Below are 26288 nucleotides of genomic sequence, written 5' to 3'. Positions count from 1 at the left end.
GAGCGGACTGTGGGTCCAGGTTGGCAGGCCGCATCTACGATCCGCAGACGTCTTCGTCCAGCCGAACCAGCCCCATGGCCGACACCTATTCCTTCGATGTGGTGAGTGATTTTGATCGCCAGGAGCTCGTCAACACGATTGACCAGGTGCGCCGCGACGTCGGCACCCGCTACGACCTCAAGGATTCGGCCACCGAGATAGACGTGGAGGAAGCAAGCCTCACGATCACCACCGCCTGCGACATGACCCTCCAGGCCGTGGAGGATGTGCTGCGCCAGAAGGCCACCAAGCGCAATCTCTCGCTGAAGATCTTCGACTTCCAGACCCCCGAGCCCGTGGGCGGCAACCGGGTCAAGCAGGTGGTGAAACTGCGCAAGGGGCTCAGCTCGGAGCTGGCCAAGCAGCTAAGCAAAACCGTGCGGGACGAGCTCAAGAAGGTCACCGTCTCGATCCAGGGCGACAGCCTGCGGATCACCGGCAAGAACAAGGACGACCTGCAGCAGGCCATCAACCTGCTCAAGGCCCAGGATGTGGAGGTGCCGCTCCAGTTTGAGAATTACCGCTGAGCCAGTGCAGCCGGCCTGCCCAACCCCCGGTTGGCGGTTCTGGATCGACCGGGGCGGCACCTTCACCGATGTGGTGGGCTGCAGCCCCGCCGGTGAGCTGGTGGTGCGCAAGGTGCTGTCGGTGCAGGCCGATTGCCCGGGCGACCCGGCGGTGAAGGCGATCGGGGCCGTGCTGGGCCTGGCGCCGGGCCAGCCCGTGCCGGAGGGCTTGGTGCAGGAGGTGCGCCTGGGCACCACCGTTGCCACCAATGCCCTGCTGGAGCAGCGTGGCGCTGGCTTGGTGCTGCTGATCAACCGCGGCTTTGCCGACCTGCTCAGCATCGGCGATCAGCACCGCCCCGATCTTTTTGCCCTGGCGATTGAGCGTCCCCAGCCCCTGCGGGTGCGGGTGTTGGAGGTGGAGGGGCGCCTGGCGGTTGACGGCGCCGAGCTCGAGCCCCTGCAGCTCACGGAGCAACTGGGCCAGTCGCTGCGCCGTGCCCAGGCCGACGGCTTCAGCAGCTGCGCCGTTGCCCTGCTGCACAGCACCAGCAATCCCTGCCATGAGCAAAGGCTGGGGGATTGGCTTGCACCCCTGGGGTTTGGGGCGGTGGTGCTCTCCCACCGGCTCAGCAGCCAACCCCGGCTGGTGCCCCGCGGTCAGACCGCCCTGGTGGAGGCGGCGGTGGCGCCGGTGCTGCGGCGCTACCTGAACCAGGTGCAGCTGGCCTTGGGGCCAGCAACCCGGCTGCGGGTGATGTGTTCCAGCGGAACCCTGGCGGATCCGCAGGAGCTGCTGGCCAAGGACACGATCCTCTCCGGTCCCGCCGGCGGCATGGTGGGGGCGGTGGCCGTGGCCCAGCGGGCCCTGGGGCTCGCGGGCTTGCCGCCCCAGCCCATCGTTGGCTTCGACATGGGTGGCACCTCCACCGACGTGTTTCATTTCGACGGGCGGCGGGGGGATCTGGCCTGGGAGCGCAGCCCCTGCACCGAGATCGTCGGGCTGCAACTCCAGGCTCCGATGCTGCCCATTCACTCGGTGGCAGCCGGTGGGGGATCAATCTTGCGTTTCGATGGCCAGCGGCTGCAGGTGGGGCCGGCCTCAGCCGGGGCCGACCCGGGGCCGGCGGCTTACCGCCGCGGCGGGCCGGCCACGATCACCGATGCCAATTTGCTGCTGGGCCGGCTGCCGATCGCTGCCCTGCCGGCGGTGTTTGGTCCCACCGCCGACCAACCCGCCGATGGAGAGGCGGTGCGGCAGCGCTTCTCCGAGCTGGCCACTGCCATGGCGGCGGCGGCCCCAGGCATCACGCCGGAGCGGGTGGCGGCCGGCGCCCTCCAGATCGCGGTGGAAACCATGGCTGAGGCCCTGCGCCGGATCTCAATTCAGCGCGGCCACGACCTGCGCGAGGCCCTGCTGGTGAGTTACGGCGGAGCAGGAGGTCAGCACGCCTGCCGCCTGGCCGAGCTGCTGGGCCTGCAGCGGGTGCTGCTCCACCCCCTGGCCGGGGTGCTATCTGCCTACGGCCTGGGCATGGCCGAGCAGGCCCGGCTGCTGGAGTGCTCGCCCCGCTTGCCCCTGCGGGCCGCCTCCTTGCCCCTGTTGCGGCAACAGGGTGTCGAGCTAGTTGCCGGGGCCCTTGCCGGGCTTGGCCCCGCGGCGATGCCGCCCCGGGTTGGGGTGCGGCTTGAGATCCGGGCCGCCGCCAGCGAGCAGGGGCTGGAGGTGGGCTGGTCGCTGCAGGAGCCCAGCGCAGGGGCAGGAGTGGCTGAGCTGCAGGAGGCCTTTGCTGATAGCTACCAGCAGCGCTATGGCTACCGCCCCGGCGTCGACGATTTGATCGTGGAACGGCTGCTGGTGGCGCTGACTCCGGCTACCCCGATACCCCCGGCAGCAGGGTCCATGCCAGTTGGCTCCATGCCAGGGGGCTCCCCCCGGCCGGATGGGCCTGCCGGCATGCCCCCCCTGGCCCAAACCAGCCGCCTCTGGCTGGGTGAGGAGGCCGGCTGGCAGGCGGTGCCCCTCTGGCGGAGGTCCCAGCTGCAGCCTGGCCAACACCTGGAGGGCCCCGCCCTGGTGCTGGATCTGACCAGCACCACCGTGCTGGAGCCCGGTTGGCAGGCGCAGTTGCTGGCCGACGGGGCCCTGCTGCTGGAGCGGCTGGCTTCCCCCCTGGCCTGCCCTGGTGCGTCCGCTCGCCCTGCCGTAGGGCCAGACCCCACCCTGCTGGAGCTCTACAACCACCGCTTCTCCGCCATTGCCGAGCAGATGGGGGTGCGGCTGCAGCAGAGCGCCCGCTCGGTGAATATCCGCGAACGGCTCGACTTCTCCTGCGCCCTCTTTGATAGCGCCGGCCGACTGGTGGCCAATGCCCCCCATATCCCGGTCCATCTGGGCTCGATGGGCGACAGCGTGGCCAGCTTGCTGGAGGCCATCGCCCGCGGCGATCGCCCCCCCCTTGCCCCAGGGGACGTGGTGCTCTCCAACAACCCTTACAACGGCGGTACCCACCTGCCGGACATCACGGCGATCACACCGGTGTTTGTCGATGGGGCCCCCCTGTTCTTTGTGGCCTCGCGGGGCCACCACGCCGATGTGGGCGGAATCAACCCGGGCTCGATGCCGGCCTTCAGCCGCACCATCGCCGATGAGGGTCTGCTGCTGGACAACGTTCTTTTTCTCACCGATGGCGGCTTCGAGGAGGCCAGCTGGCGGCAACGCTTCGCAGCGGGGTGCCATCCGGTACGCAACCCCGACCAATTGCTCGCCGATCTCCAGGCCCAGGCGGCAGCCAATCGCCTGGGGGTCGATGGGCTGGAGCGACTGATTGGCCGCCATGGCCTGGAGGAAGTGCGGGCCTATCAGGCCCATGTCCTGGCCAATGGGGCAGAGGCGGTGGCCCGGGTGATTGCGGGGCTGGGCAGCGGCCAGGCCTCGGATACCTATGAGGCCCAAGTTGAGCTCGACCATGGCGGCCAGATCCGGGTGGCCGTGCAGATCGATGCGGCGGCACGCCGGGCCCGGGTGGATTTCAGCGGCACCTCCCCCCAGCACGATGGCAATCTCAATGCCCCCTTGGCCGTCACCAAGGCGGTGGTGCTCTATGTCTTCCGTTGCCTGGTGGGGGAGGCGATTCCGCTCAACGCCGGCTGCTTCGAGCCCATTGACCTGGTGGTGCCGGAGGGTTCCCTGCTCCATCCGCTTGCTCCAGCGGCGGTGGTGGCGGGCAATGTGGAAATCTCCCAGGCGGCCACCAATGCCCTGTTCCTGGCGCTTGGGGTGCAGGCGGCAGCCCAGGGCACGATGAACAACCTCAGCTTCGGCAATGCCCAGCTTCAGTACTACGAAACGATCTGTGGCGGCACCGGCGCCGGTCGCCGGCCAGGCGGTGAGCCCTTTGCCGGGGCCTCCGCTGTGCAGAGCCACATGACCAATTCGCGCCTAACCGATCCGGAGATCCTCGAAACCCGCTATCCGATCAGGGTGGAACGGTTTGCGATTCGCCAGGGCTCGGGGGGCGCGGGCGCTTTCCGGGGCGGCGACGGTGTGGTGAGGCAACTGCGCTTTCTTGAGCCGATGGCCGCCGCGCTCATTTCCGGATCCCGGCGAGTGGCCCCCGCCGGCTTGGCTGGCGGGGGAGCGGGGGCCTGCGGACGCAACAGCCTGATCGGCCCGGATGGTTCGATCAGGCCGCTGCCGGGCTGCTGCGAGCTGGAGCTGGGGCCTGGTGAGGCCCTGCGCATCGAAACCCCAGGCGGGGGCGGCTATGGGTTGGTCGGATCAGGTGGCCGCCTGGCGGGGGGCGGTGAGCAGGTTGATGGCTGAAAAGGCCAGACCAATGCCAAACAGCATGCCGATTGCCCAGATGCTGTCGGAGGGCCACTCTGCGATGAGCATGCCGCCGAGTACGGCGGTGACAATGCCATCAATCAGAACCAGGCCACGGGCAGCCCCCTGGCCGGTGGCGGCGGCGGCCAATTCCATCACCCCTTCAAAGGCCAGCAGGAAGCCCACAAAAAGGGTGAGGCTCACTTCGCTGGCGACCGGAAATGCCAGAACCCACACTCCGCCGGCCAAGTAAAGCAAGCCGGAAAGTAGCCGGAAAATCTTGCCCTTGATATCGGCTTCGCCAGTGAGCCGCAGCAGCTGGGACACCCCGGCAATCACCGATACGGCGCCAACGGCGAACGACTGAGCTGCCCCTGCTCAGTTCGCCAATAGTCAGTTCGCCCCTAGATAGGAGGCCTGGAGGCTGTCGTCGGCCAGGAGTTGTGCGGCGCGGCCGCCGGCGCTGATGCTTCCTGCCTCCAATACCAGGCCCCGATCGGCAATGGTCAGGGCGGCCTGGGCGTTTTGCTCTACGAGCAAAATGGTGAGCCCATCTCGGTGCAGCTGGGCCAGGGCGGCCATCACCTCGGCTACGAGCCGGGGCGCTAATCCCAGACTCGGCTCATCCAGCATCAACAGGGTGGGCCTGGCCATCAGGGAGCGGCTGATGGCCAGCATCTGCTGCTCGCCGCCGGAAAGGGAGCCGGCCAGCTGGCTGCGGCGCTCGGCCAGGCGGGGAAATAGGGCGTAGCAGCGCTCCAGATCTCTGGCGATTGCGGCTTTGTCCTGGCGCAACCAGGCGCCCAGGGCCAGGTTGTCGGCTACCGACTGGCGGCTGAGCACCCGACGACCTTCCGGGCAGTGGCTGATGCCCAACTTCACGGTGCGCTCGGTGCGCAGTCGATTGATCAAGCCGCCATGCCAGAGGATCTCGCCGCCGGCAGGGTGAATCAGGCCGGAGATGGCCCGCAGGGTGGTGCTTTTCCCGGCGCCATTGGCCCCCAGCAGGGTCACCAGCTCGCCGGCTTGCACCGTCAGATTGATGCCATGCAGGGCCGTGATGCTGCCGTAGCGCACCACCAGGTTGCGAAGTTCGAGCAGGGGCGCTTGGGGACCGTTCATGCGCCACCGCCCAGATAGGCCTCGATCACGGCCGGGTCGCGCCGCACCTGGTCTGGGCTGCCCAGGGCGATGCATTGGCCGAAGTTGAGCACTGCCAGCCGGTCGCAAAGACCCAACATCAAGGGCACATGGTGCTCAATGATCAGCACCGTTAGCTTGAACTGGTTTCGGATGCGCCGGATCAGTTCCCGCAGCTCATCTTTCTCTGAGGGGTTCATGCCAGCGGCCGGCTCATCGAGCAGCAGCAGCTGGGGGCGGCTGGCCAGGGCCCGGGCCATCTCCAGGCGGCGCCGGTTTCCGTAGGAAAGGCTGGCGGCGTTTTGGTGGGCAGCGGCTTCAAGCTGGAATAGGGCAAGCAGCTCTTGAGCCTGTTGATACAGCTGGGCCTCGCGGCGGCGAAAGGCCTGGGTTTGCAGCAGGGCCGCCAGGGGCGGCTGACGGCCGTGCTGATGCATGCCAACCAGAACGTTGTCGAGACAATTCAGCGAGCTGAACAGGCGCAGATTCTGGAAGGTGCGAGCGATGCCAAGGCGGGCAATGCGGTGGCTGCTGAGCCCATCAAGGCTTGCCCCGCGCCAGCGCACGCGACCGCTGCTGGCGGCGGTGAGGCCAGAAATCACGTTGAACAGGGTGGTCTTGCCGGCACCATTGGGGCCAAGTAGGCCAAAAATCTCTCCCTGCTGCACCTCTAGATCGACACCCTGCAAGGCCTGCAGGCCGCCGAAGCGCACCCCCACATCCTCAACCTGAAGCAGGCTCATGGTCTTCCTCCCTGCGCTGCTGGGGTGGGGGTGCGCCGCATTAGTCGCTTGAGCGTCTTAAACAGCGCCGGGGTGATCACTCCTTGGGGAAAGAACAGGGGACCCACCAGAATCACGGCGCCAAAGACGATCAGGCGCAGGTCGCCGACCGGGCGCAGCAGTTCCGGTAAGGCGGTGAGCAGCAGGCCGCCAAACACCGGCCCCAGCCAGGTGCGCGAGCCGCCGAACACCACGAAAGCCAGGGTGGTGATGCTGGCGTCAAAGTTTCCCAGTTTGGCGTTCCAGGAGTTGAAGAAGTGGGCTGCCACAACACCGGTGATCCCCGCCACCAGGCCGCTGAGCACAAAGGCGAGCAGCTTGGTGTCGGCGGTGTTGATGCCCTGGCTGGCGGCGGCCAGTTCGTCGTCGCGGATGGCGGCCATGGCCCGGCCGGGCCTGGTCTTTTCGAGCCGGTCGCATAGCCAGCAGATCAGCGCCAGCAGCGCCAGGGTGAAGGCGGCGTAGCCAGCGGCGCTAGCGAAGGGCTGGGGGATGCCGAAGATGCCCAGGGCTCCGCCGGTGAATTCCAGGTTGAGGGTGACAACCCGCAGAATCTCAACCAGGGCGATCGTGGCGATGGCTAGGTAGATGCCCCGCAGCCGCAGCACCACCCGGCCCAGGCCCAGGGCCAGTACGCCGGTGAGCAGGGCTGCTAGGGCCATCTCCAGCAAAACTGAAGTGATCGGGTAGGTGCTGCCGCTGCCGGCTAGGGCGGGCACCCGCGTCGAGAGCAGGGCTGCCACCGTGCCGCCAATGGCGAAGAAGCCAGGGGTGGCGAGGGAGAGCTGGCCGCAGCGCAGGGGCAGGTACACCGATAGGCCCAGCAGGGCCCCCAGCAGCATTTGTTCGAGCAGGCCGGCATCCATGCTGATCACACCTTGGTGGCCTGGGGGCGGCCCAGCAGACCCTGGGGCCTGATCAACAGCACCAGGAACAGGAAGCCAAAGGAGACCGCATCTTTGTAGCCCGATAGTTCGGCCGGCACGCAGGCCTCGGCCAGGCCGATGATCAAGCCGCCCAGCACGGCGCCAGGCACGCTGCCGAGCCCGCCCAGGACCAGCACCCCCAGCCCCTTGAGCCCGTAGCCAATGCCGAAGTAAGGCCCGGCGATGCTGACGCTCAACCCCACCAGGCCCCCGGCCACACCGGCCAGGAAGCCACTGATCCCGAAGGCGATCTGGATCATGCGGCCGCTGTTGATCCCCAGCAGCTGGGCGGTGATCGGGTCTTCGGAAACGGCTTGCAGGGCCTTGCCGCTGCGGCTGCCGTCTATCCAGATCGAAAGGGCTGCCAGCAGCAGGCCGGCGATGGCCAGCAGCATCACCTGCACGGTGCGCACCTTGGCACCGGCGATGCTCAGAGCCACAGGGAGCGACTCAAGCGTTTCAACCGGGATGGAATAGCTCTCGGCTCCCACCAGCAATTGGATCAGGTTCACCAAAATCACCCCGGCCCCCAGGCTGGTGATCAGGGCCAGCAGGGGATCGGAGCCCCGCTCACGCAGGGGCCGAAAGGCGATGCGTTCCAGGAGCAGGGCCACGGCGGCGGCGACTATGCCCGCCAGTGGTAGGGCCAGCCAGAAGGGCAAGGCAAAGGGCAGCTGCAGGCCGGCCACCAGTCCATTGGCCCCCACCGCGCCTCCGATCAGGAAATAGGTGAAGTAGGCCCCCAGGGTGAAGATCGCCCCGTGAGCGAAGTTGATCACGCCCAGCACCGAGAACACCAGGGTGTAGCCCAGGGCAAACAGGGCATAGACCGCCCCAACCGAGAGACCGTTAAACAACAGTTGCAGCAGGGCTTCCATGCGCTCTGGGTCTAGGGGGTGGCAGGCGATGGGTTGGGCAGCAGCGCAAAGCGCCCGGTTTTGCCCTTGGCGTCCATCTTCACGCGGGCCACGTAGAAATCCTTCTGGATCACTTCTCCTTCCGGCGTGAATCGGATCTCACCCAGGGGGGTGTCGTAGGCGCCCTGGAGCAGAATTGTGTTGAGGGCGCGGCGCAGTTCGGGCAAGGGCATGGTTGCCAGGGCCTGGTTCCGGCTCTGACTTCTGAGGGATTCTTGCCGGTCGAGGCGGGTCAGGGCTTCGCGTATTACCTGCATGGCGGCGTAGGCCTGGGCCGTGAACTGCGGGGGTGCCGTGCCTCCACGCTGTTTTTGATAGAGCTGCACAAAGCGACGGTTGACGGCCGTTTTGGCCTCAGGGCTGTAAGCCTGGGCAATCAACAGACCGTCGCAATAGCGTTGGCATACCGAATAGATGTTCGGGGAATTCATGCCGTTCCCCGCCGCAATCAGGCCTGCGTAGCCCATCTCCCGCAGCTGGCGCACCAGGTTTCCGCCATCATTGGGTAGGGCTGAAATCACGATCAGATCGGGTCTGGTCTGCAGCGTGTCGGCAATCGGCTTCTGAAAATCAATGTCAGCCGTGCTGGTGCGCTGCACGGTGACCAGCTTCAGCCCCAGCGCTTGGATGCTCTTTTGGAAGATCTTGGTTTCCGAGGTGCTGTAGGCATCGTCTTGGGCGAAGAAGACGGCCACCCGTTCCAGCTTGGGGTTGAGACGCTTGGCCGCCTGAATCGACAGGGGCGCCACCTTGGACACGGGGGCTGAGATCCTCGAGACGAAGGGGCCGATCTGGGGAATGCCGATGGCCGTGTTGGAGGCACCAAGCACTGGCACGCCGGCGCGATCGGCGATGGGATTCACGGCGAAAGCCTGCTGGGAGAGGGAGGGGCCGATCAAGGCAACCACCGGTTGCTGCAGCAAGCGCCGAAAGGCCGTGGTGGCGGTCTGCTCGTCGGAGCCACCATCCTCCAGTCGCAGGCTCAGGCCAGGGGTGCGACCACCGAATTCGCTCGCGGCCAGTTCCAAACCGATGCGCTGGTCCTGGCCAATCAGGCTGGCATTGCCAGTGAGAGCGACCACTGCACCCAGCATTAGGGTTTGGTTGCCTGAAGTAGGACCACTTGCTGGTTGGCAGCCCACCAGGATTGCGCAAGCCCCACTAAAACCAAGTGCCAGAGCTGTGAAGTAGAACGGGCCCGATCTGGTGGGGGGAATGGTCAAGGGATAGATACGGAATTACGGCAGCAGGGTAAAACGACCGCTCTTGCCATCTGGATTCATGCGCACCTTGGCCACAAAAAAGTTCTTTTGGATCACCTCGCCCTCGGGGGTGAAGCGGATTTCACCAAGGGGTGTTTGGTAGGTGCCGGCGAGGATTTCATCCATCAAGGCCCGGCGCGCCTGGCTCACTTTGAGGCCCTTGAGTGGTTTGCTGCGATCGAGGCGGGCGAGCGCTTCGCCGATCACTTGCATGGCGGTGTAGGCCTGGGCGGTGAGCTGGGGTGGGATCGGGCTGACCTTGGGATTGCGGGCCTGGGCTGCAGCGAAGGCGGCGGTAAAGCGCTGGTTGGCGGGCGTGGCCAGCTCCGGGCTGTAGGCCTGGGCGATCAAGATGCCATCGCAATACCTCTGGCAGATCGGGTAGATATTTGGCGTGTTCATGCCATTGCCCACCACGATTGCGCCGCGATAGCCCAGCTCCCGTAGCTGGCGGATCAGATTGCCGCCATCCATGGCCTGCAGTGACAGCACCACCAGATCGGGCTGCTGATTTAGGGCGGCGGTGATCTGGCTCTGGAAGTCCTGGTCGTTTAGCTGGGTGCGTTGCACCGTGACTGGCTTGAGCCCCTTGGCTGTGAGGGCCTGCTGGAAGATCACCGTCTCGGCGGTGCTGTACACGTCGTCTTGGGCGTAAAACACCGCTGCCCGGCGGATGCCAGGGTTGAGTTGCAGGGCCTTGGCAATCGAGAGGGGCGCGATCACCGAGCTCTGGGCCGAAACCCGACTAATGAAATGGCCGATCTCCGGAATGCCGGTGGCGGTATTCGAGGGAGCCACCACCGGTACGCCCCGGCGCTGGGCGATTGGATCGGCCGAAAATGCTTGCTGGGAGAGGGTGGGGCCGATCAGGGCAAGCATGCCCCGGTTGATCTGCAAGGTGAAGGCAGCGTTGGCACTGGGCTCGGCACTGCCCCCGTCTTCGATGCTTAGGAATAGGGGTTTGCCGTTAACGCCGCCGGCGGCATTGAGGGCTGCCAGGGAGAGCTCGATGCCGATTTTCTGGTCCTGACCGTAGACGTTGGCATTGCCGGTGAGGGCCAATACGGCCCCAACGGGAACCCCCTTGCTGAGATTGACCGGCCCCTGATCGTCTGAGGCCTGGCAGGAGCTGAGTGCCGCAGCAGCAGAGAGCAGGGCGGCCAGGCTGGTGGCAAGACGACGCTTCATGGGGGCTGGGCTCAGGCCACCGCCGCAAAGCTGTCGCGGAACGCGGTGATGGTGGCGTCGATGTCGGCGTCGGAGTGGGCCAGGGAGGTGAAGCCTGCCTCGAAGGCACTTGGGGCCAGGTAGATGCCGCGCTCGAGCATGGCCCGGTGCAGCTTGCCGAAACGCACGGTGTCGGCAGCCTTGGCCGCCTCGAAATTGTGCACCGGGCCCTCGCAGAGGAAGAAGCCGAACATGGCGCTGATCGAGCCGCCGCAGATCGGCAGGCCAGCGGCTCGGCCAGCCTCGAGGATGCCGCCTACCAACCGCTTGGTGATGGCATCGAGCCGCTCGTAGGTGCCGCTCTGCTTGAGCAGCTCCAGGGTCTTGATGCCGGCGGTCATCGCCAGGGGGTTGCCGCTGAGGGTGCCGGCCTGATACATGGGCCCGGCCGGGGCCACCATGGCCATGATGTCTGCGCGGCCGCCGTAGGCCCCCACCGGCAGGCCCCCACCGATCACCTTGCCCATGGTGGTGAGGTCGGGGCGGATGCCGAATTTCGCCTGGGCGCCGCCGTAGCTGATCCGGAAGCCGGTCATGACTTCATCGAACACCAGCAGGGCGCCGTTGTCCTTGGTGAGCTCGCGGATGCCCTCCAGGAAGCCGGGTTCGGGGGTGATGAAGCCGGCATTGCCCACCACCGGCTCGAGGATTACACCGGCAATCTCGCCCGGGTTCTCGGCGAAGAGTTGCTTGACGGCCTCCAGATCGTTGTAGGGGGCGGTGAGGGTGCTGGCGGCGGTGCTGCGGGGCACGCCGGGGGAATCGGGCAGCCCCAGGGTGGCCACCCCGGAGCCTGCCTTCACCAGAAACATGTCGGCGTGGCCGTGATAACAGCCTTCAAACTTGATGATCTTTTCGCGGCCGGTGAAGGCCCGCATCAGGCGCAGCACCGACATGCAGGCCTCGGTGCCGGAATTGACGAAGCGCACCATTTCAACGGATGGCACCGCTTCGATCACCATCTCGGCGAGGGTGTTTTCGAGGGCACAGGGGGCACCGAAACTGGTGCCCTTGTCAACGGCCTCGTGCAGGGCGGCGATCACTTCGGGGTGGGCATGGCCGCAGATGGCGGGGCCCCAGCTGCCGATGTAATCGATGTAGCGGTTGCCGTCCACGTCCCAGGCGTAGGCGCCCTTGACCCGGTCGAACACGATCGGCTGGCCGCCGACCGACTTGAACGCCCGCACCGGGGAGCTGACGCCACCGGGCATCAGGGTTTGGGCGGCGTGGAAGATCTCCTGGGAACGGGTGGTGTTCAGGGCAGAACCCGAAGCCGGAGCGGAGGTGGCAGCCGAGGTCAAGGCGGAATCCGCAGAGGTAGAAAAACCTCTTCCATCCTGACTCAAAACCGGACCCTGTCGATTCCGGTAAGTTCAGCGGGAATGCCACGGGTGCTTTGGGCGTCAACTGGCCAGAGTTGGAGCGGCAACTGCGGCGGTTGTTGCCAGCCCCTGCCGTGGTGTCGGCCCGCCAGGAGTTGTTGGCCTACGACTGCGATGGGCTCACCCTGAAACGCCACCAGCCCCGTTTGGTGGTGTTGCCTGAGAGCACGGAGCAAGTGGCCGCCGTGGTGCGGTTGTGCCACGAGATGGAGGTGCCGTTTGTGGCCCGGGGCAGCGGCACGGGGCTCTCCGGCGGTGCGGTGGCCGAAACCGATGCCCTGGTGATCGCCACCAGCCGCATGCGCCAGGTTCTGGCAGTGGATCTGGAGAATCGCCGCATCACCGTGCAGCCCGGCGTGATCAACAGCTGGGTGACCCGGGCGGTGGCTGGTGATGGCTTCTATTACGCCCCCGACCCCTCCAGCCAGGTGGCCTGCAGCATCGGCGGCAACGTGGCTGAAAACTCCGGCGGGGTGCACTGCCTCAAGTACGGCGTTACCAGTAACCATGTGCTCGGCATGGAGGTGGTGCTGCCCGACGGCACGGTGACCACGCTCGGCAGTGAGCTCGAGGAAACCGCCGAGCTCGACCTGCGCGGCGCTTTCATCGGCAGTGAGGGCACCCTCGGCATCGCCACGGCGATCACCCTGCGGCTGTTGCGGGCGCCCCAGAGCGTGGCGGTGTTGCTGGCTGATTTCAGCTCGATGGAGGCGGCCGGTGAGGCGGTGCGGCTGGTCACAGCGGCCGGGGTGCTGCCCTCCGGCATGGAAATGATGGATCGCCTCACAATCGAGGCGGTGGATGACTACTTCGGGGTGGATGAATACCCCCGCGATGCGGCGGCGGTGCTGCTGATCGAGCTGGATGGCCAGGAGCGGGAGGTGTCCGCCTCGGTGGAGCTCGTCAGTGCTCTCTGCCAGCAAGCGGGGGCGCGCACGATGCGGCAGGCCACCGATGAACAGGAAAGAAACCTGCTCTGGAAGGGCCGCAAGTCGGCTATCTCCGCTCTCGGTCGCCGCTTCCCCAACTACTACCTGCAGGATGGGGTGGTGCCGCGCAGCAGCCTGCCCCGGGTGCTGGCCGCGATCGAAGAGCTCAGTGCCAGCCACGGTATGCCGGTGGCCAACGTGTTCCATGCCGGTGACGGCAACCTCCATCCCCTGATCCTCTATTCCGCCAGGGAGGTGGGCGTGCAGGAGCGAGTACAGGCCCTGGGCGCAGCCATATTGAGGCTGTGCGTGGATGTGGGCGGCAGCATCACCGGCGAGCACGGTGTGGGCTCCGACAAGCGCTGTTACCTCGACTGGATGTACGGCCCCGACGACCTGGCCACGATGCAGCTGGTGCGCAAGGCCTTCGATCCCTGCGGCCTGGCCAATCCCGGGAAGATCTTCCCCACGCCCAGCAGTTGCGGCGAATCGGCGCGGCGCCAGACCGTGCTCCGGCAGCAGGGCAAGCCCCTGCCTGAGGGTGCGGTGGTGTTTTAGGAGTTTGCTGAAAAACCAAGCCTGCGCGAAAATGGATTAACCGCCCAGCCCAGATGCGAGGTCACCGGGAGCGCAGCGGCTCCCTGTTCTCCTACGTGTCGATTGAGGAGCGGATCCCGGCCAGTCATCCGCTGCGGCGGATCCGGAAACTGGCGGATCAGGCCCTCGATCGGCTCAATCCCACCTTTTGCGCGCTCTACGCCGCAGAAGGCCGGCCCTCGGTGCCGCCAGAACAGCTGCTGCTGGCCTCGTTGCTGCAGGCGTTCTACGGGATTCGCTCGGAGCGGCTGTTGCTGGAGCAGCTCCACTACAACCTGCTGTACCGCTGGTTTGTGGGCCTGAGCCCGGATGATCCGATCTGGCACCCCACCACATTCACCAAAAATCGGGAGCGGTTGCTGAACGAGCAGGTCATGGGGCGCTTCCTGGAGAAGCTGATGGGTGCTCCGGAGGTCAAGCCGCTACTCAGCGACGAACACTTCTCAGTGGATGGCACCCTGCTGCAGGCCTGGGCGTCCCATGCCTCACTGGAGCGGACCGATGGTCAGCAGGACCCACCGCCACCGTCGTCAGGCCCTGGCGAGGGCTTTGGCGCTCCAAAGCCCGGTAAGAAGCGGGCCAAGGGTGACTTCCGCGGCATCAAGCTCAGCAACAAGACCCACCGCTCCAGCGTCGATCCAGACGCCTTGCTGGCCCGCAAGTCCAATTCCCACCCGGCTCAACCCAGCTACCGAGGCCACGTGCTCATGGACAACCGCCATGCCCTGATCGTCGATTGCCGCGTTACCCAAGCAGTGGGTACCGGGGATGTCAGCCGCCAAAGCGATGGCGGCTGACATCCCCGGTGCCCACCAAAAAACCATCGGTGCCGACAAGAACTACGACACCAAGGGCTTTGTCGCCGAGATGCGTCGCATCGCCGTGACGCCGCACGTCGCTCAGAACACCGCCCGCTCTGGTGGCTCCGCCATTGATGGCCGCACCACGCGCCACGAGGGCTACGCCAAGTCGATCAATGCCCGCCGCGGTATCGAGAAGGTGTTTGGTTGGATCAAACAGTGGGGCGGTCTGCGCCAATTCAAACTGCGCGGCACCGACAAGGTGAGTGCGGTGTTTGGCCTGCACGTGATCGCCTACAACCTGATCCGGCTGGGCAACCTGCTCAAACCGGCGATGGCGGCGGCATGAACAGGTGGTTGCCCAGAGGTGTGCCAATGAGGCGGCCTCCAGGAAGCCCCAACGGGGCAAAACGCCTGAAATCGGGCGTTCTGAACCGCTGAAACGCATCATTTCAGCCCGAACGGAGCACAATCAGCTCTCTGGAGGGAAAAACGCGGCCTTTCAGGCAGTTTTTCCGCAAACTCTTAGCTCTCAGCAAACACCATTTTCAGAAGTCCTCTTCGGGCCCGTTCTCGTCCTGGGCTGGAGGCCACACCAGGTTCACCACCACCGGCGCATGGTCGCTGGGTTGGTCGTTGCCCCTGGTGGCCTTGTGGATCACGCAGCCGGTGGCGCAGTCGAGCAGCTCTTGGCAGAGGTAGATGTGGTCGATGCGCCAGCCCCGATCCCTGTCCCAGGCCCCGCTGCGGTAGTCCCACCAGCTCCAGTGGCCGCTGGCTGGTTCGAACACCCGGAAGACATCGCTGAGCCGTGGGCCCAGGGCGGCCTGCAGGGCTTCCCGCTCGGCGGCGCTGGCCATGATGCCGCCGCTGAGGCGCTCGGGATCGGGAAGATCGCGGCTCTCCGGGCCGATGTTGAAGTCGCCCACCATGCAGAGGGGATCGCCCTGCTGGGCCTGGATTTCCAGGTAGCGGCCCAGGCAGGCCAGCCACTCGAGTTTGTAGGAGTACTTCTCGCTCTTGAGGGAACTGCCGTTGGGCACGTAGAGGTTCAGCACCCGGATGCCGTCAATGAGGGCACTGATCACCCGTTTCTGCTCACTCAGGCCAGGCGATTCCGGGTCGTGGGGCAGCAGGGCGTCAAAGCCGATCTGCACGTCTTCGAGGGGCAGGCGGCTGAGGATTGCGACGCCGTTGTAGGCCTTCTGGCCGCTGATCGCCGTGGCGTAGCCCAGACCCTCGAAGGCCTCTAGGGGAAATAGCTCGTCGGTCACCTTGGTTTCCTGCAGGCAGAGCACCTCGGGCCGTTCCTGCTGCAGCCAGGCCAGCACCTGGTCGAGGCGGGTGCGCACGGAGTTGACGTTCCAGGTGGCGATCCGCATGGACTGTGGAGGAAGCAACTAGGCTGAGTATCTGCGCAAGCTGGACCTAAATTCCCCATGCCTGCAACCGCAATCGCCCTGGCTAGCTCCAGAATCCTGATCCGCCCCAGAATCTTGATGGCCCTCAGCGGTGTGGCCCTGCTTGCCGGGATGGCGGCGGGGGGAGCGCCGGTCAGGGCCCAGCAGAAGGGCTACGGCCAGACGATCAGCAGCCCCCAGCAGGAAAGGGAGCTCGACTACGGCACGGGACCCACCCGGAGCGGATCGCTAATGGACTCGGCCAATCCGATCGAACTGATGAATAAGTTGCGTAAGGCCAGCTCCCTGGACGACGCGACCCAACCAGGTGATGCGGTTGATGCGGCGCTCAGGGATTTCAATTCCCAATCTGCTTCCCCGGCTGCGACGGTGAAGTCCCCCTGAGAGGGGCCAGACCCCACTCTGCAGCCACCTGATCCAGGCGGGGATCGCTGGGCCCTGGCCTGCGGCTTCGCGCCTGGGCCAAGGATTGTTGGGCCCCTTTGTGGTCGCCCCCTTCCTGTTGCAGCAGGGCCCGGGCCAGCAGGGGCCGCTGATCCGTCGGGAAGTCTGCGGCGAGCTTCAGCAGCACTGAATCCGCCTGGGCGGGCCGACCACTTTTCTCCAGCACGTTGGCCAGCAGGAGGCCGATGGCCAGGGCCTGGGGTTTGAGCTGGGGCTTGCTGGCCCGGCTCAGGGCTGCTTCGAGTTGCTTCTGGGCCTGGGCGCTGCGGCCGGTTTCCAATTGGAGCAGGGCCAGCAACTGCAGGCCCTCGATCTGGTCTGGGCGCAGGTTGAGCAGCTGGCGCAGCTCCCGTTCGGCGCCGCTGCGATCCTGTTGGTCGCGCCGCAGTTCGGCCAGCAGCAGCCTTAGAGGCCACTTTTGGGGTTGCTGATCGGCCAGCCTTTCGAGCAGAACCGTGGCCTCAGGCTTGCGATCCAGGCCGACCAGCAGCTCCAGTAGCCGCTGCTGGTCGCCCGGGCTGGCTTGGCCCAGGTTGAGCTGCTGTTGCAGAGCGGAGGCCTGCCGCTCCAGGGAGAGCCGCACTTGATCCGTGTTGCCCGCGCCGTTCTGCAGCTGGCCCAGCCACCAGCCGCCGGCGATGCAAGTCAGCCCCAAGGCGGCCGCGGCGATTCCCTTCCAGATCCCGGAGCGGTTGGCAGCGGGCGGCATGGGCGCAGTGGTTGGGATTGCCAGCCAGTCTGCCCCGCCCTGTTTGCACCTACCGCCTTAACCGGGGCAACCTAAACTCCACCCATGCGTGAACATCCCATCGCTCCGGTCACCGAGCCCACCCAGTACCGGGCCATAGGCGTGGTGCGAGGTGTCTACGTGCCTACAGACGCGGAGCAGCTCACCCGGGGGATCATCCGCACTGCCGAGGGCGCCGAGCTCGAGGCGGTGGTTCTGGGCCGCCTGCTCACCCTGATGCGGCGTCACCTCAACCTGGAGGAGCCCCACCTCTGGGTGGTTTATCCCCGCTCCCGGGAGGACGGGGGTTTGCACCTGCAGATGGTGGGTGTGTGGGAGCCAAGCACCCTCGCTCCAGATCAGGAAGCTGGCTCCTCAACCGATGCCCTGCCAGAGGGGGACGACTATTTCTCGGTGCGAGGTGAGCTGATCTACACCCGCCCCGAAACCGGCGACATGGTGGTGAAGGTGCGTGTTATGCCCCGCCCCGATGGCAGCCGCCCGGTGCCCTTCAAATTGCAACTCAAGGGTGAGGTGCCCCTCGAGCACCTGCGCCACTTCGTCGCCCTCAACCTGCGCCGCACGGACCAGTTCCTGCAGCTGGAAAGTTTCGAGGTGATCGGTCCGGTTGCCCAGCGCGGCACCCGGGGCGGCAAGGGCCGTCGGGATGGAGCCTCCGCCAAGGGAGGCAAGGCAGCCAAGGCAGGCAAGGGACGCCCGACTGGGGCCGCTCAAACTGGGGCTCCTCAAACTGCTTCCGCTCAAAAGAGTGGGCACCTGGGCAGTGCCGTCAGTCGGCCGGCGACCTAGGTGGGCGGCCGGGGGCGGCGATCATGAGCCAACCGCTGGCGGCTGGCCTGGCAGTGTCTCTGATGAGTCTGGCAGCCATTCTGGGGCCGGCCCTGGGTCTCTCGCCCTGGTGGATCACCCTGGTGGTGGCCCTGGGACTGGGCAGCCTCACCCTCGATGCGGCCCGTTTCGGGGGGCGTGGCGGCCATGTGCTGGCCGAGGCCCTGCCAGGCGGCCAGCTGCGGTTGCGCAGGATTGCCATTCACGAAGCTGGCCACTTGCTAGTGGCACGGCAGGAGTCGATGGCGGTGCGCCAGGTGCTGGTGGGCTCCCTTGCCTGCCTGCGGGCAGGGCTGAACACCAGTGGCAGCACCGAGCTGGAGCCCCCGGCCCACGCCAAGTTGCCCCCTGAGGAGCTGCGTCGCTGGAGCCGGGTGCTGCAGGCGGGCATGGTGGCCGAACAGCTGATCTATGGCCAGAGCGTCGGCGGCAGCGACGATCGGGCCCTGCTGGGCCGGCTCTGGGGCCTCTCCGGCCACGACGTGGACACCGCCCAGCGGGAGCAGCGCCGGGCGCGGCGCGAGGTGGAGCAGCAACTGCGTCGCTGCCAGGATGAGCTCCAGGCCCAGGCCGAAACCCTGCTGGCAGCAGCCCCCCGCCTGGGCCGCCCCCAGGCTGTTGGGGTCTGAAGGTGCTCGCCCTGCTCGATGCAGCTACGGGCCTGGCAGGCAACATGCTGCTGGCTGCCCTGCTGGATCTCGGTCTGCCTGAGGCGGAGATCCATGCTCCGCTGGCGGCCCTGGGTCTGGCTGGGGCCTACCGACTGGAGCTGGAGGAGCGCCGCAGCGGCGGCTTGCGCGGCCTGCATCTGGCTGTCACCAGCCTGGAGCCCCAGCCGGCCCATCGCCGCTGGGGGGAGCTGCGCCGCCAGCTGCAGGAAGCCCCCTGGCCCGAGCCGCTGAAGCAGCGGGTGCTGGAAGTGTTTGGCCTGCTGGCCCAGGCGGAGGCCGCAGTTCACGGCCATAGCCCTGAGCAGGTGCACTTCCACGAGGTGGGTGCCCTCGATGCCCTGGTGGACGTGGTGGGGGTGTGTGCGGGCCTGCTCCACTTCGGCGTCGAGGAGCTGGTCTGCACGCCACCGCCGGCGGGCCATGGCGTGGTGGCAACGGCCCACGGCAGCCTGCCCTTGCCAGCTCCAGCGGTGCTGGAGCTGGCGCGCCTGCGGGCGATCCCCCTGGCCACGGCGCAGGGATTCCCCGCCGGAGAACTCACCACCCCTACGGGATTGGCGTTGGTGGCCTGCTGGGCGAGCCGCTTCGCTCTCCACCCCACCCATGTGCCCTGCCAGGTAGGGGTGGGCCTGGGTTCCCGCAGCCTGGATCGCCCCAACCTGCTGCGGCTCACCCTGGCCCAGGCCCATGCTGGCGAGTCCGCAGCCCAGCAGACCTTGCTGGTGCAGCAGGCCCAGATTGACGACGCCACGGCCGAGGATCTGGCTTTCCTGAGCGAGGAGCTGCGGCGGGCGGGGGCCTGGGAGGTGTTCAGCCAGCCGATCGCCATGAAGAAAGGACGCCCTGGCCAGCTGCTCACTGCCCTGCTGCCTCCGGAGCAGGCTGGGGCGTTACGTGCGGTGTGGTGGCGGCACAGCACCACCCTGGGACTGCGGGAGCAGCTTCAGAGCCGTTGGGTGCTGCCGCGCCGCAGTCTGGAGCTGGCCACGCCCCTGGGGCCGGTGCGGCTCAAGCAGGCCCAGCTGGCCGATGGCCGCTGGCGCAGCAAAGCGGAACACGACGACCTGGTCGCCCTGGCGCGCCAGCACAAACTTGGTATCGATCAGGTGCGGGCCGTTGTGCAGCGGGCCCAGTTGGACGCCGAGTTGCCCCCCTCCCAGCCGTGAGCTTCCCAGCAGTGACCCTCCCAGCCTTGAGCATGCCGCCCGCGATCCACTCCCTGCTCCAGCGCATCCGGGCTAGGGGAATGGGCCTGCCTGGCGGCCTGAAGCTGTGGATCAACCTGCTGAGCTTCGGGTTTCTGCTGGCTGCCCTGGTGGGCCATGGCCGCCAGCTGTTCCAGCTCAGCTTGGATGGCCAGGGCTGGCTGTGGCTGCTGCTGGGGGTAGGAGTCAGCCTGCTGAGCCTGGTGGCCAACGGCTTTTCCTTGGCGGTGATTCTGCGTTGGCTGGGCCTGCGCCCCCGCTGGAGCTGGCTGGTGCGTGCCTATCTCGAAACCAACCTGCGCAAGTTCCTGCCTGGGGGCATCTGGCATCTCACCAGCCGGGTGCAGCTGCTGCGAGGTGGGGAGGCCCCGCTGGCCGCGCCGGCTTCCGCTGGCCTGGCCCTGGCGGCGGTGCTGCTCGATCCCCTGCTGGCGGCGGTGGCGGCCCTGGCCCTGGTGGCTGCGGGTGGCTGGCAGAACGGCCTGGCCCTGCTCGGCGTGCTGCCTTTGGCCTTGCTCTGGCCCCGCTGGCTCAACCCCCTGCTGGGCCGGCTAGAGCGCCGCAAGGCCTCCGAGCTGGGGCTGGAGCTCGAGGCGGCCGCGGCCCCGCCGATCCGTGGCTATCCGTGGCCGCCGCTGCTGGGCCAGCTCCTGTTTGTGCTGCTGCGCTTTGGCGGCTTCGCCTGCTGCGTGCAGGCCTTTGATCTTTCCTACAGCCTCAATTGGGGCGGCTGGTTGGCGGGCTTCGCCCTGGCCTGGACCGCCGGCCTGGTGGTGCCCGGTGCCCCCGGCGGCCTTGGAGTATTTGAAGCTGCGCTGCTGCTGCGCCTCGGCTTTGCCATTTCCGAAGCGCCGCTGCTGGCGATCGCGATCAGCTACCGGCTGGTGGTGACGCTCGCCGATCTGCTGGCGGCGTTCACGGCCCGTCTGGATGGGCAGCAGCCTTAGCCAGGGACTGTCAATCGGCACGTTGTGACCGTTTAACTGCACTGCTCCCAGTGTTCACCTCAGCGGCAACGGGAAGGATTGGCGTAGGTGAAGGACTGGTAGCGATTCAGAATATTGCGCACGTCCACGCAGCTGTCCCCGCGCTTCCAGAAGGAATCCATGCCGTTTTCCCTTGGGCTGGATTGGATGTAGGTGTATCCAGACGAGGTCAGACGGCTCTCGACATAGCCGGGATCACCTCCGACCAGATTCTGAAGCCCCGGCACGGGCTGACCCTCGGCGCCTGTTGATCCGTTGCTGTGCTTGCCACCAGACAGTAAGGCTCCGATCAAGGCGCCGACGGCAGCTCCGGCCACTGTGGCTCCGGTGGAGCTGCTGTGGTGGTCTTCAAACTGGGCATTTGGGTTGGTGACCGTGTCTGTTTTTACCGCCAGTTGATGGGTTAAGCGGCCATCGTTCCAGCTGAAGCGCCCCATGTTGCCCTGGTCTTCATACAGCACATTCTGCTCAATCCCTGAAGGGGTTTCTACGTGCAGTTGTTGCCGGCTTGGCCCTGAGAAACGGAACCGATTTCCATTCTCCAGATCGACAACAAAAATGGTGGTTCCTCCATTTTGCTTTTGTTTTACCGTGCAATAGCCGTTATAGGCTTGATAGCCATTCTCTTTGAGCTGGCAGCGGCCATTTGCCCTGGCTACGGTTTCGGCCTGCGAGGGAAAAGCCAAGGCCGTGCTGGAGATCAAGAGGGCGCCAAGCAGGCCAAACTTGCGTTTAACAGACATTGGAGGATTGTGTCTTTACTTCCAGCAATTTAGGTGTATTTATCATTGCTCGCACCTTTACACAGTCTAGATTTAACATTAATGCAATATAATCCGGCCAGCAGCACTTGGCCGGCGTGAGCATGGGAGCCTCTCGCCGCCTCCCGCGACGAACACGGCCATATCGCTTGACCTCACCGCCCGCAGTGCGCCATACCTTGACGCGCGAACCGTTTGACCTGCTGCCCAATAGCGCTCTGCTCCTTTTGGGCAGCTGCACGGCGCTCACAACCACCTGGGCATTGCGGGGAAGAAAGCCCTGAAGCAGGCGTTGTGCATCTTGGTCTGCTCGCGTGTTCCGCTTTGGGAACAGCACGGATTGGCTATTACGGCCAGCGCCAGGCAGCGCGATCCAGCGCCGATTGCCCGGGCAGCAGTGTGGCTCCCTGCTCGCGCTCCAGCTGCAGTGTGCGGCAGCCCGATGTTCCCTGCAGGGCCGTGATCAGCGCCTCGGCGTGGGCGATCACCCACACCTGGGTTTGCTGTGCCACCGCATCGATCAAGCGCGCAAGGGGCGGCAGGAGATCGGGATGCAGGCTGTTTTCCGGCTCGTTGAGCACCAGCAGCGGCGGCAGCCGCGGGCTGAACAGCGCCGCCGCCAGCAGCAGGTAGCGCAGGGTGCCATCAGAGAGTTCTGCTGCATCGAGCGGGCGCAGCAGGCCTGGTTGGTGTAGCTGGAGGCGAAAGCTCGGCTGGCTGGTGTCCACCGCCAGGTGACACCCCGGGAAGGCATCGCCGATGGCGGCCTGCAGACCCTCCCCATCCCCGATTTCGAAAATCGTCTGCACCGCCGCCGCGAGATCGCCGCCATCTGCGGCCAGCGAAGGAGTGCGTGTGGAGAGGCGCGAGAGCCGGGCCGGCGCCAGGCGATCGGAGCGAAAGCTGTCGTAGAAGCGCCAGCTCAGAATCGTGCGCCGTAGCTGAAACACCTCCGGCGCCTCGAGCGGATCGGAGACAGCCGTGAACAGGCTCTCGTGGGGCGTCACCTCCAGGGCCAGGGGGCTGCGGCGGTCACCGCAGCATTCCACTACGGCGCCGCTGCGCTGCACCAAGAGGCTGCGCGGGTGAAAGGCCCCGCCAGCCCAGATCCATTCCCGTTTGATCTCTGGATCCAGCAGGAAGGCGCTGGTCTCATCGTCCGCGCGGTAGCCCAGTTCGATCGCGTACGACAACGTCTCGCCCGCGAAGCCGAGCCGCAGCCTGGTTCCCTGGCTGCCCCGCTCCGGACCAGCCCAAAGCACCGCCGCCAATCCCCCTTCTGCGGCCAGGGTGGCCACCAGCTCTCCCCGGGCGGCGGCGGCTACCAAACCCAGGGCTCGGTAGAGGTTGCTCTTGCCGCAGCCGTTGGCACCGCTCACGAGTGTGAGCTGGCCGATGGGCAGCATCAGCTGCTGCAATGAGCGGTAGCCCGCGACGCCCAGATGACTGAGGGCTGCATCAGCATGGGGCGATGGCCCCTCAACGTCGATCCCTGCGCTGGCTCTTGTTGCAGCTGGGTCTTGGCCTGGCTTGGATCGTGCTGCTGGCCAGTCGTGCATCGGGCCAGGTGGGGATTGGGCTCACACCAGCTCAGGTGGGGCAGATGCTCCTGCTGGCGGGCTGGCTCCCCAGCGTGGCCCTGGCAGCGTGGCAGGTGCGGCACCGCAGTTGGCGCGCCCTGATCGCCAGCGATTTGCTGGGCGCTGGCCTGTTGGTGCTGCTGGCCTGCACCGCCTACCTGCCGCTGTTCTTTTTCCATGTGGCGTGGTTTCTGCCTCTGGCGCTGCTGCCCCGCGGGCTGCTGGCGGAGTTGCTGGCCCGGCTGCTGGCCCGGCTGCTGGACCGGCTGTGGAGCACCTGAGGGGCACCTGATCCGCCCATGCCGCCGATCGGTACAGCGAAGTCGGGGGGTGTCATGGGCGCGGCCCCGCGCCACCATGCACACGCTTGTCGTCTGGCGATTTCTTGGCTGCATCGACCGTGGATGACCTGGAGCGCCTGTGGCATCGGAAGATCCGCGGGCTCCAGCGGTTGCTGCTCATCACGCTGTTGAGCCTGCTGCTGCTCAGCGGCACGGCCCTGGCGGTGGATTCCGGCAACGCGCCACCGGAGGCGGCGGCGCCCGTGGGCAGCTTCGACGTCGCGCCGGTGCACATCCTTGGCATCCCGGTGATGAGTGTGGCGGCTCCGGTTGTGAGCCGGGATGCGGGCATCCCCGATGCCCAGCAACGGGCGACGGTGATCGAGGGCAACCTGACGTTGCTCTATCAACCCCACGCGCTCTGCAGCAGCGGCGAGCAGATCTCCGAAGCGCTGCTGGAAGGACTGATTCTCGGTGGCCCAGCGGATCAGCGGCTCTGCAGTGGGGATCCCTGGTCGGTGCTGGGGCGGCCCGACGATCTCACGGTGGTGGTAGCCACCGATGATGACGGTCAGGTGCAGCTGCGGGCGCAGATCAAGGGCCGCGCCACGCCGCTAAAGCTGCTCACGGTCACCGAGGCTGATGCCCAGCTGCACGGCATGAGCCGCGGCGCGCTGGCTCAGCGCTGGCGCCAGGTGCTGCAACGGCGTCTTCGTCATGCCCGCTTCACCGAACAGGCCGGCCAGATCTCCCTGCGCCTCAAGATTACCCTGATCGGCGAACTGGTGCTGGCCGGCACCAGCGCGGCGACGCTCTGGCTGTGGGCGCGGCTCCGGCGCCGGTTGCAGCGGCGGATCGATCCGGCAGAACAGGGCAGCGGCATTGTCAGCCCAAGGGATCGGTGGCTGCAGTGGCTGTTGCGGCTGCTGTTCATCGCTGTTCTGGCGCAGCTGGTGGTGATGGCTGGTCTGGCTGTGGCAGCCGTTCCCGGCCAGATCCCACTGGCTATCACGGTGTTGATGCAACCCACGGCGATCCTGTTCAAGGTGGCGTTGCTGGGTCTGCTCGCCGCCGCCCTGCGCTGGTTGGCGCGTTTTGTGCTGCGGCAGTGGGTGAGCACCCTGGCGGTGCCGCTGGAGGAGCGTGCTCGCCGGCAGCAGCGCTACCTCAATCTCAGGCAGGCCAGCCACCGCTTGATCGATCTGGGTTGCATCGCCTTGTTGGTGGTGTTGGTGCTGGCGGATGTGCCCGGGATTCGGGAGCTCACCCTCGGAGCCTGGTTGGCTGGCGGCGCTTTGCTGGGTGGTTTGGCGATTGCCTTTCAGGGGCTGCTGCGCGATGGCGTGGCGGGCCTAGTGGCGTTGCTCGATGACCACTACGCCGTGGGCGATGTGGTGGAAGTGAATGGCGTGGTGGGCGAAGTGGTGGATGTGGGCCTGTTGGTGACGGAGCTGCGCACCAGCGATCAGCGGGCGGTGCAGTTCGCCAACAGCTCGCCGCAGCAGCTGATCAATCACACCAAGATTCGCTCTGGCGCTGAGGTGTTGATCCCTCTCTCGCCGCAGCATCACCAGCTGGAGCAGGCGCTGGCGGTGCTCACGGAGCGATGCGGCAGCTTTGGCGAGGATCCCCTCTGGAAGGGCAAGTTGCTGGCGCCGCCATGGGTGCGCGGCGTGAAACAGGTCACGCCGCAGGCGATTGAGCTGAGCGTGGTGCTCACCACCCGCGCGGGGCAGCAGTGGGAGGTGCAGCGTGCCCTGCTGCGGCGCCTGGTGGTGGCGTTCCAAGAGCAGGGCATTGCCTTGGCCAACGGAACCACTACCCCCAACCTGTGATCGTTGTCCACCGTTGCGAGCCGTCTAGGGCCTGGGTTGTTCTGTCGGCGAGGTGGCTGGTGGTTGGCGGCTGTCGAGCACTGGGGTGAGGGCCGGTCCCGAAAACAGCCGTGCCTGCAGCGCGTCTTTCATCAACAACAGCTGGCGTTGTCAGCGGCTTCACAGGAGCCGCCCCCCGTGAAGGGCAGGCTGCTGCCACAGCCAGGGAACAGGCCGAAATGGCGGCTGAAGTCGCCGAAGAAGCTGAAGTGGGGGGCGAAGCGGCTGGCCTGCAGCATCCGGAACGTGTTGCCGCAGACCGGGAAAACCCGACCGGTTTCGATGGTGTGGTGGCTATCGAGGTCGAAGTGGTGGGGGTAGTGGGGGATCGTGCCCCGGTAGATCACGGCTTGGCCGTGGTCTTCGCAGGCATCCTCCAGCTCGGCGATGTGGAACAGGCTATAGGTGGCGGAGTAGAAGCGGGCTTCGCCCACCAGGGGAGCCAGGGCCGGCTCGGTGATCTGGATCTCCCGGTCAGTCACCAGCCGCGGATCGGGGAAGCCGCTGCCCTTGGCGAGGCGCAGGAAGTCGTTCCAATAGAGGGCTCCGCCCAGGCATTCGCCGTAGAGCACCGGATCGCGCCGCACCGCCTCCGGCAGGCGCCGATCCACGTAGACATCCGAGAAGTACAGCTCCCCGCCGGGCTTGAGCAGCCGTTTCACGCCGCGCAGCACCGCCGCCTTGTTGGTGGAGAGGTTGAGCACGCAGTTGCTCACCACCACATCGAAACTGCCGGGCTCCAGGGGGAGCTGATCGAGGCCTTCGATCGTGCCCTCCAGAAACGACACGTTGGCGTAGCCGAACTGCTCGCCGTGGAAGGCCAGGTGCTCGCGGGCCACCGCCAGCTGCTCCGGCGTCATGTCGACGCCCACCACCGAGCCGCTGGGCCCCACCAGCTGGGCCAGGGCGTAGACGTCCCTGCCGGTGCCGCAGCCCAGATCAAGGATGCGGCAGCCCTCCAGTAGGGGCGGGCACACCAGGCCGCAGCCGTAGTAGCGCGCCAGCACATCGGGGTGGATCCGGGCCAGCAGCGGCCGCAGCCAGGCAGGCACCGCATCGGCATCGCAGCAGGCGCTGGTCTTGAGGTCGGCCGTGCCGGTGAGCTCTTTGCCGTAATAGGCCTGGACGGCGGCTTGGGTGGGCATGGCAGCGA

22 protein-coding genes and 2 pseudogenes are annotated in these 26288 nt (G+C 66.5%); 11 read left to right on the top strand and 13 right to left on the bottom strand.

What is annotated here, in order from left to right; all coding sequences use genetic code 11:
* The first annotated feature begins 74 nt into the window (after positions 1–74).
* Together H8F27_RS02745 and H8F27_RS02740 are read left to right on the top strand one after the other, a co-directional pair.
* Positions 75–566: a YajQ family cyclic di-GMP-binding protein gene (locus H8F27_RS02745; RefSeq protein ID WP_197151077.1), complete on the top strand. Its 492-nt coding sequence runs from the start codon at positions 75–77 to the stop codon at positions 564–566.
* Positions 529–4371 carry a hydantoinase B/oxoprolinase family protein gene (locus H8F27_RS02740; protein ID WP_197151075.1) on the top strand — a complete coding sequence of 1281 codons (3843 nt, stop codon included), beginning with the start codon at positions 529–531 and terminating at the stop codon, positions 4369–4371. The genes H8F27_RS02745 and H8F27_RS02740 overlap by 38 nt, the downstream gene beginning before the upstream one ends.
* Here H8F27_RS02740 and H8F27_RS02735 read toward each other — a convergent pair.
* The 8 genes and pseudogenes from H8F27_RS02735 to hemL all read right to left on the bottom strand — a co-directional run.
* A pseudogene (locus H8F27_RS02735) lies at positions 4327–4731 on the bottom strand (DUF308 domain-containing protein); the annotation flags it as partial. The gene H8F27_RS02740 and the pseudogene H8F27_RS02735 sit on opposite strands and share 45 nt — an antisense overlap.
* Before the next feature lie 36 nt (positions 4732–4767).
* Positions 4768–5496, bottom strand: coding sequence for an ABC transporter ATP-binding protein (locus H8F27_RS02730; protein WP_197151073.1), 729 nt, complete (start codon positions 5494–5496; stop codon positions 4768–4770).
* On the bottom strand, positions 5493–6257 hold the full coding sequence (locus H8F27_RS02725; RefSeq protein ID WP_197151071.1) for an ABC transporter ATP-binding protein: 765 nt from the start codon (positions 6255–6257) through the stop codon (positions 5493–5495). The genes H8F27_RS02730 and H8F27_RS02725 overlap by 4 nt, the downstream gene beginning before the upstream one ends.
* Positions 6254–7162 carry a branched-chain amino acid ABC transporter permease gene (locus tag H8F27_RS02720; protein WP_197153322.1) on the bottom strand — a complete coding sequence of 303 codons (909 nt, stop codon included), beginning with the start codon at positions 7160–7162 and terminating at the stop codon, positions 6254–6256. The genes H8F27_RS02725 and H8F27_RS02720 overlap by 4 nt, the downstream gene beginning before the upstream one ends.
* Before the next feature lie 5 nt (positions 7163–7167).
* Entirely contained in the window at positions 7168–8100 is a 933-nt protein-coding gene (locus tag H8F27_RS02715; protein WP_197151070.1) for a branched-chain amino acid ABC transporter permease, read from the bottom strand.
* An 11-nt stretch (positions 8101–8111) separates the two neighbouring features.
* Positions 8112–9221 carry an ABC transporter substrate-binding protein gene (locus tag H8F27_RS02710; protein ID WP_231596478.1) on the bottom strand — a complete coding sequence of 370 codons (1110 nt, stop codon included), beginning with the start codon at positions 9219–9221 and terminating at the stop codon, positions 8112–8114.
* Between the two features lie 156 nt (positions 9222–9377).
* Positions 9378–10589 carry an ABC transporter substrate-binding protein gene (locus H8F27_RS02705; protein WP_197151067.1) on the bottom strand — a complete coding sequence of 404 codons (1212 nt, stop codon included), beginning with the start codon at positions 10587–10589 and terminating at the stop codon, positions 9378–9380.
* Positions 10590–10600: 11 nt separating this feature from the next.
* On the bottom strand, positions 10601–11839 hold the full coding sequence (gene hemL, locus H8F27_RS02700) for a glutamate-1-semialdehyde 2,1-aminomutase (RefSeq protein WP_231596626.1): 1239 nt from the start codon (positions 11837–11839) through the stop codon (positions 10601–10603).
* A 185-nt stretch (positions 11840–12024) separates the two neighbouring features.
* Here hemL and H8F27_RS02695 point away from each other — a divergent pair, with 185 nt between their 5' ends.
* Together H8F27_RS02695 and H8F27_RS02690 are read left to right on the top strand one after the other, a co-directional pair.
* On the top strand, positions 12025–13497 hold the full coding sequence (locus tag H8F27_RS02695; RefSeq protein WP_197151065.1) for an FAD-linked oxidase C-terminal domain-containing protein: 1473 nt from the start codon (positions 12025–12027) through the stop codon (positions 13495–13497).
* A 53-nt stretch (positions 13498–13550) separates the two neighbouring features.
* Positions 13551–14685: pseudogene (locus tag H8F27_RS02690) on the top strand (IS5 family transposase).
* Positions 14686–14884: 199 nt separating this feature from the next.
* Here the strand turns inward: H8F27_RS02690 and xth are convergent.
* Positions 14885–15718 carry an exodeoxyribonuclease III gene (gene xth / locus H8F27_RS02685; RefSeq protein ID WP_197151062.1) on the bottom strand — a complete coding sequence of 278 codons (834 nt, stop codon included), beginning with the start codon at positions 15716–15718 and terminating at the stop codon, positions 14885–14887.
* Between the two features lie 57 nt (positions 15719–15775).
* On the opposite strand from xth, the gene H8F27_RS02680 reads away from it, so the two are divergent.
* A complete protein-coding gene (locus tag H8F27_RS02680; RefSeq protein ID WP_197151061.1) occupies positions 15776–16141 on the top strand; it encodes a hypothetical protein in 366 nt (121 codons plus the stop codon).
* Here H8F27_RS02680 and H8F27_RS02675 read toward each other — a convergent pair.
* Positions 16095–16910: a lipopolysaccharide assembly protein LapB gene (locus tag H8F27_RS02675; RefSeq protein ID WP_197151060.1), complete on the bottom strand. Its 816-nt coding sequence runs from the start codon at positions 16908–16910 to the stop codon at positions 16095–16097. The genes H8F27_RS02680 and H8F27_RS02675 overlap by 47 nt on opposite strands.
* 84 nt (positions 16911–16994) lie before the next feature.
* On the opposite strand from H8F27_RS02675, the gene H8F27_RS02670 reads away from it, so the two are divergent.
* The 4 genes from H8F27_RS02670 to H8F27_RS02655 are packed head-to-tail and all read left to right on the top strand — an operon-like array spanning position 16995 to position 20600.
* Positions 16995–17738 (top strand): hypothetical protein, encoded by a 744-nt coding sequence (locus H8F27_RS02670; protein WP_197151059.1) that lies wholly within the window; start codon positions 16995–16997, stop codon positions 17736–17738.
* Positions 17739–17761: 23 nt separating this feature from the next.
* Complete coding sequence (locus H8F27_RS02665) at positions 17762–18406, top strand: hypothetical protein (RefSeq protein ID WP_197151058.1); 645 nt, start codon at positions 17762–17764, stop codon at positions 18404–18406.
* On the top strand, positions 18403–19614 hold the full coding sequence (gene larC, locus H8F27_RS02660; RefSeq protein WP_197153320.1) for a nickel pincer cofactor biosynthesis protein LarC: 1212 nt from the start codon (positions 18403–18405) through the stop codon (positions 19612–19614). Before H8F27_RS02665 ends, larC begins: the two co-directional genes overlap by 4 nt.
* A gap of 32 nt (positions 19615–19646) precedes the next feature.
* On the top strand, positions 19647–20600 hold the full coding sequence (locus H8F27_RS02655; protein WP_197153319.1) for a lysylphosphatidylglycerol synthase domain-containing protein: 954 nt from the start codon (positions 19647–19649) through the stop codon (positions 20598–20600).
* Positions 20601–20659: 59 nt separating this feature from the next.
* On the opposite strand, the gene H8F27_RS02650 is transcribed toward H8F27_RS02655, so the two are convergent.
* Complete coding sequence (locus H8F27_RS02650) at positions 20660–21382, bottom strand: hypothetical protein (protein ID WP_197151057.1); 723 nt, start codon at positions 21380–21382, stop codon at positions 20660–20662.
* Between the two features lie 365 nt (positions 21383–21747).
* Positions 21748–22806, bottom strand: coding sequence for an AAA family ATPase (locus H8F27_RS02645; protein ID WP_231596477.1), 1059 nt, complete (start codon positions 22804–22806; stop codon positions 21748–21750).
* 65 nt (positions 22807–22871) lie between these two features.
* Here H8F27_RS02645 and H8F27_RS02640 point away from each other — a divergent pair, with 65 nt between their 5' ends.
* Together H8F27_RS02640 and H8F27_RS02635 are read left to right on the top strand one after the other, a co-directional pair.
* A complete protein-coding gene (locus H8F27_RS02640; RefSeq protein ID WP_197153679.1) occupies positions 22872–23261 on the top strand; it encodes a hypothetical protein in 390 nt (129 codons plus the stop codon).
* A gap of 104 nt (positions 23262–23365) precedes the next feature.
* Positions 23366–25096, top strand: a complete 1731-nt coding sequence (locus tag H8F27_RS02635; RefSeq protein WP_197151055.1) for a mechanosensitive ion channel family protein — start codon at positions 23366–23368, stop codon at positions 25094–25096.
* 131 nt (positions 25097–25227) lie between these two features.
* Here the strand turns inward: H8F27_RS02635 and H8F27_RS02630 are convergent, their stop codons facing one another.
* Positions 25228–26280, bottom strand: a complete 1053-nt coding sequence (locus H8F27_RS02630; RefSeq protein ID WP_197151054.1) for a methyltransferase domain-containing protein — start codon at positions 26278–26280, stop codon at positions 25228–25230.
* Between the last annotated feature and the right edge of the window lie 8 nt (positions 26281–26288).

It is taken from the genome of Synechococcus sp. CBW1108 (genome assembly GCF_015840335.1).
Classification (GTDB): domain Bacteria; phylum Cyanobacteriota; class Cyanobacteriia; order PCC-6307; family Cyanobiaceae; genus Cyanobium_A.
This window is presented reverse-complemented; position numbering and strand designations above follow the sequence as displayed.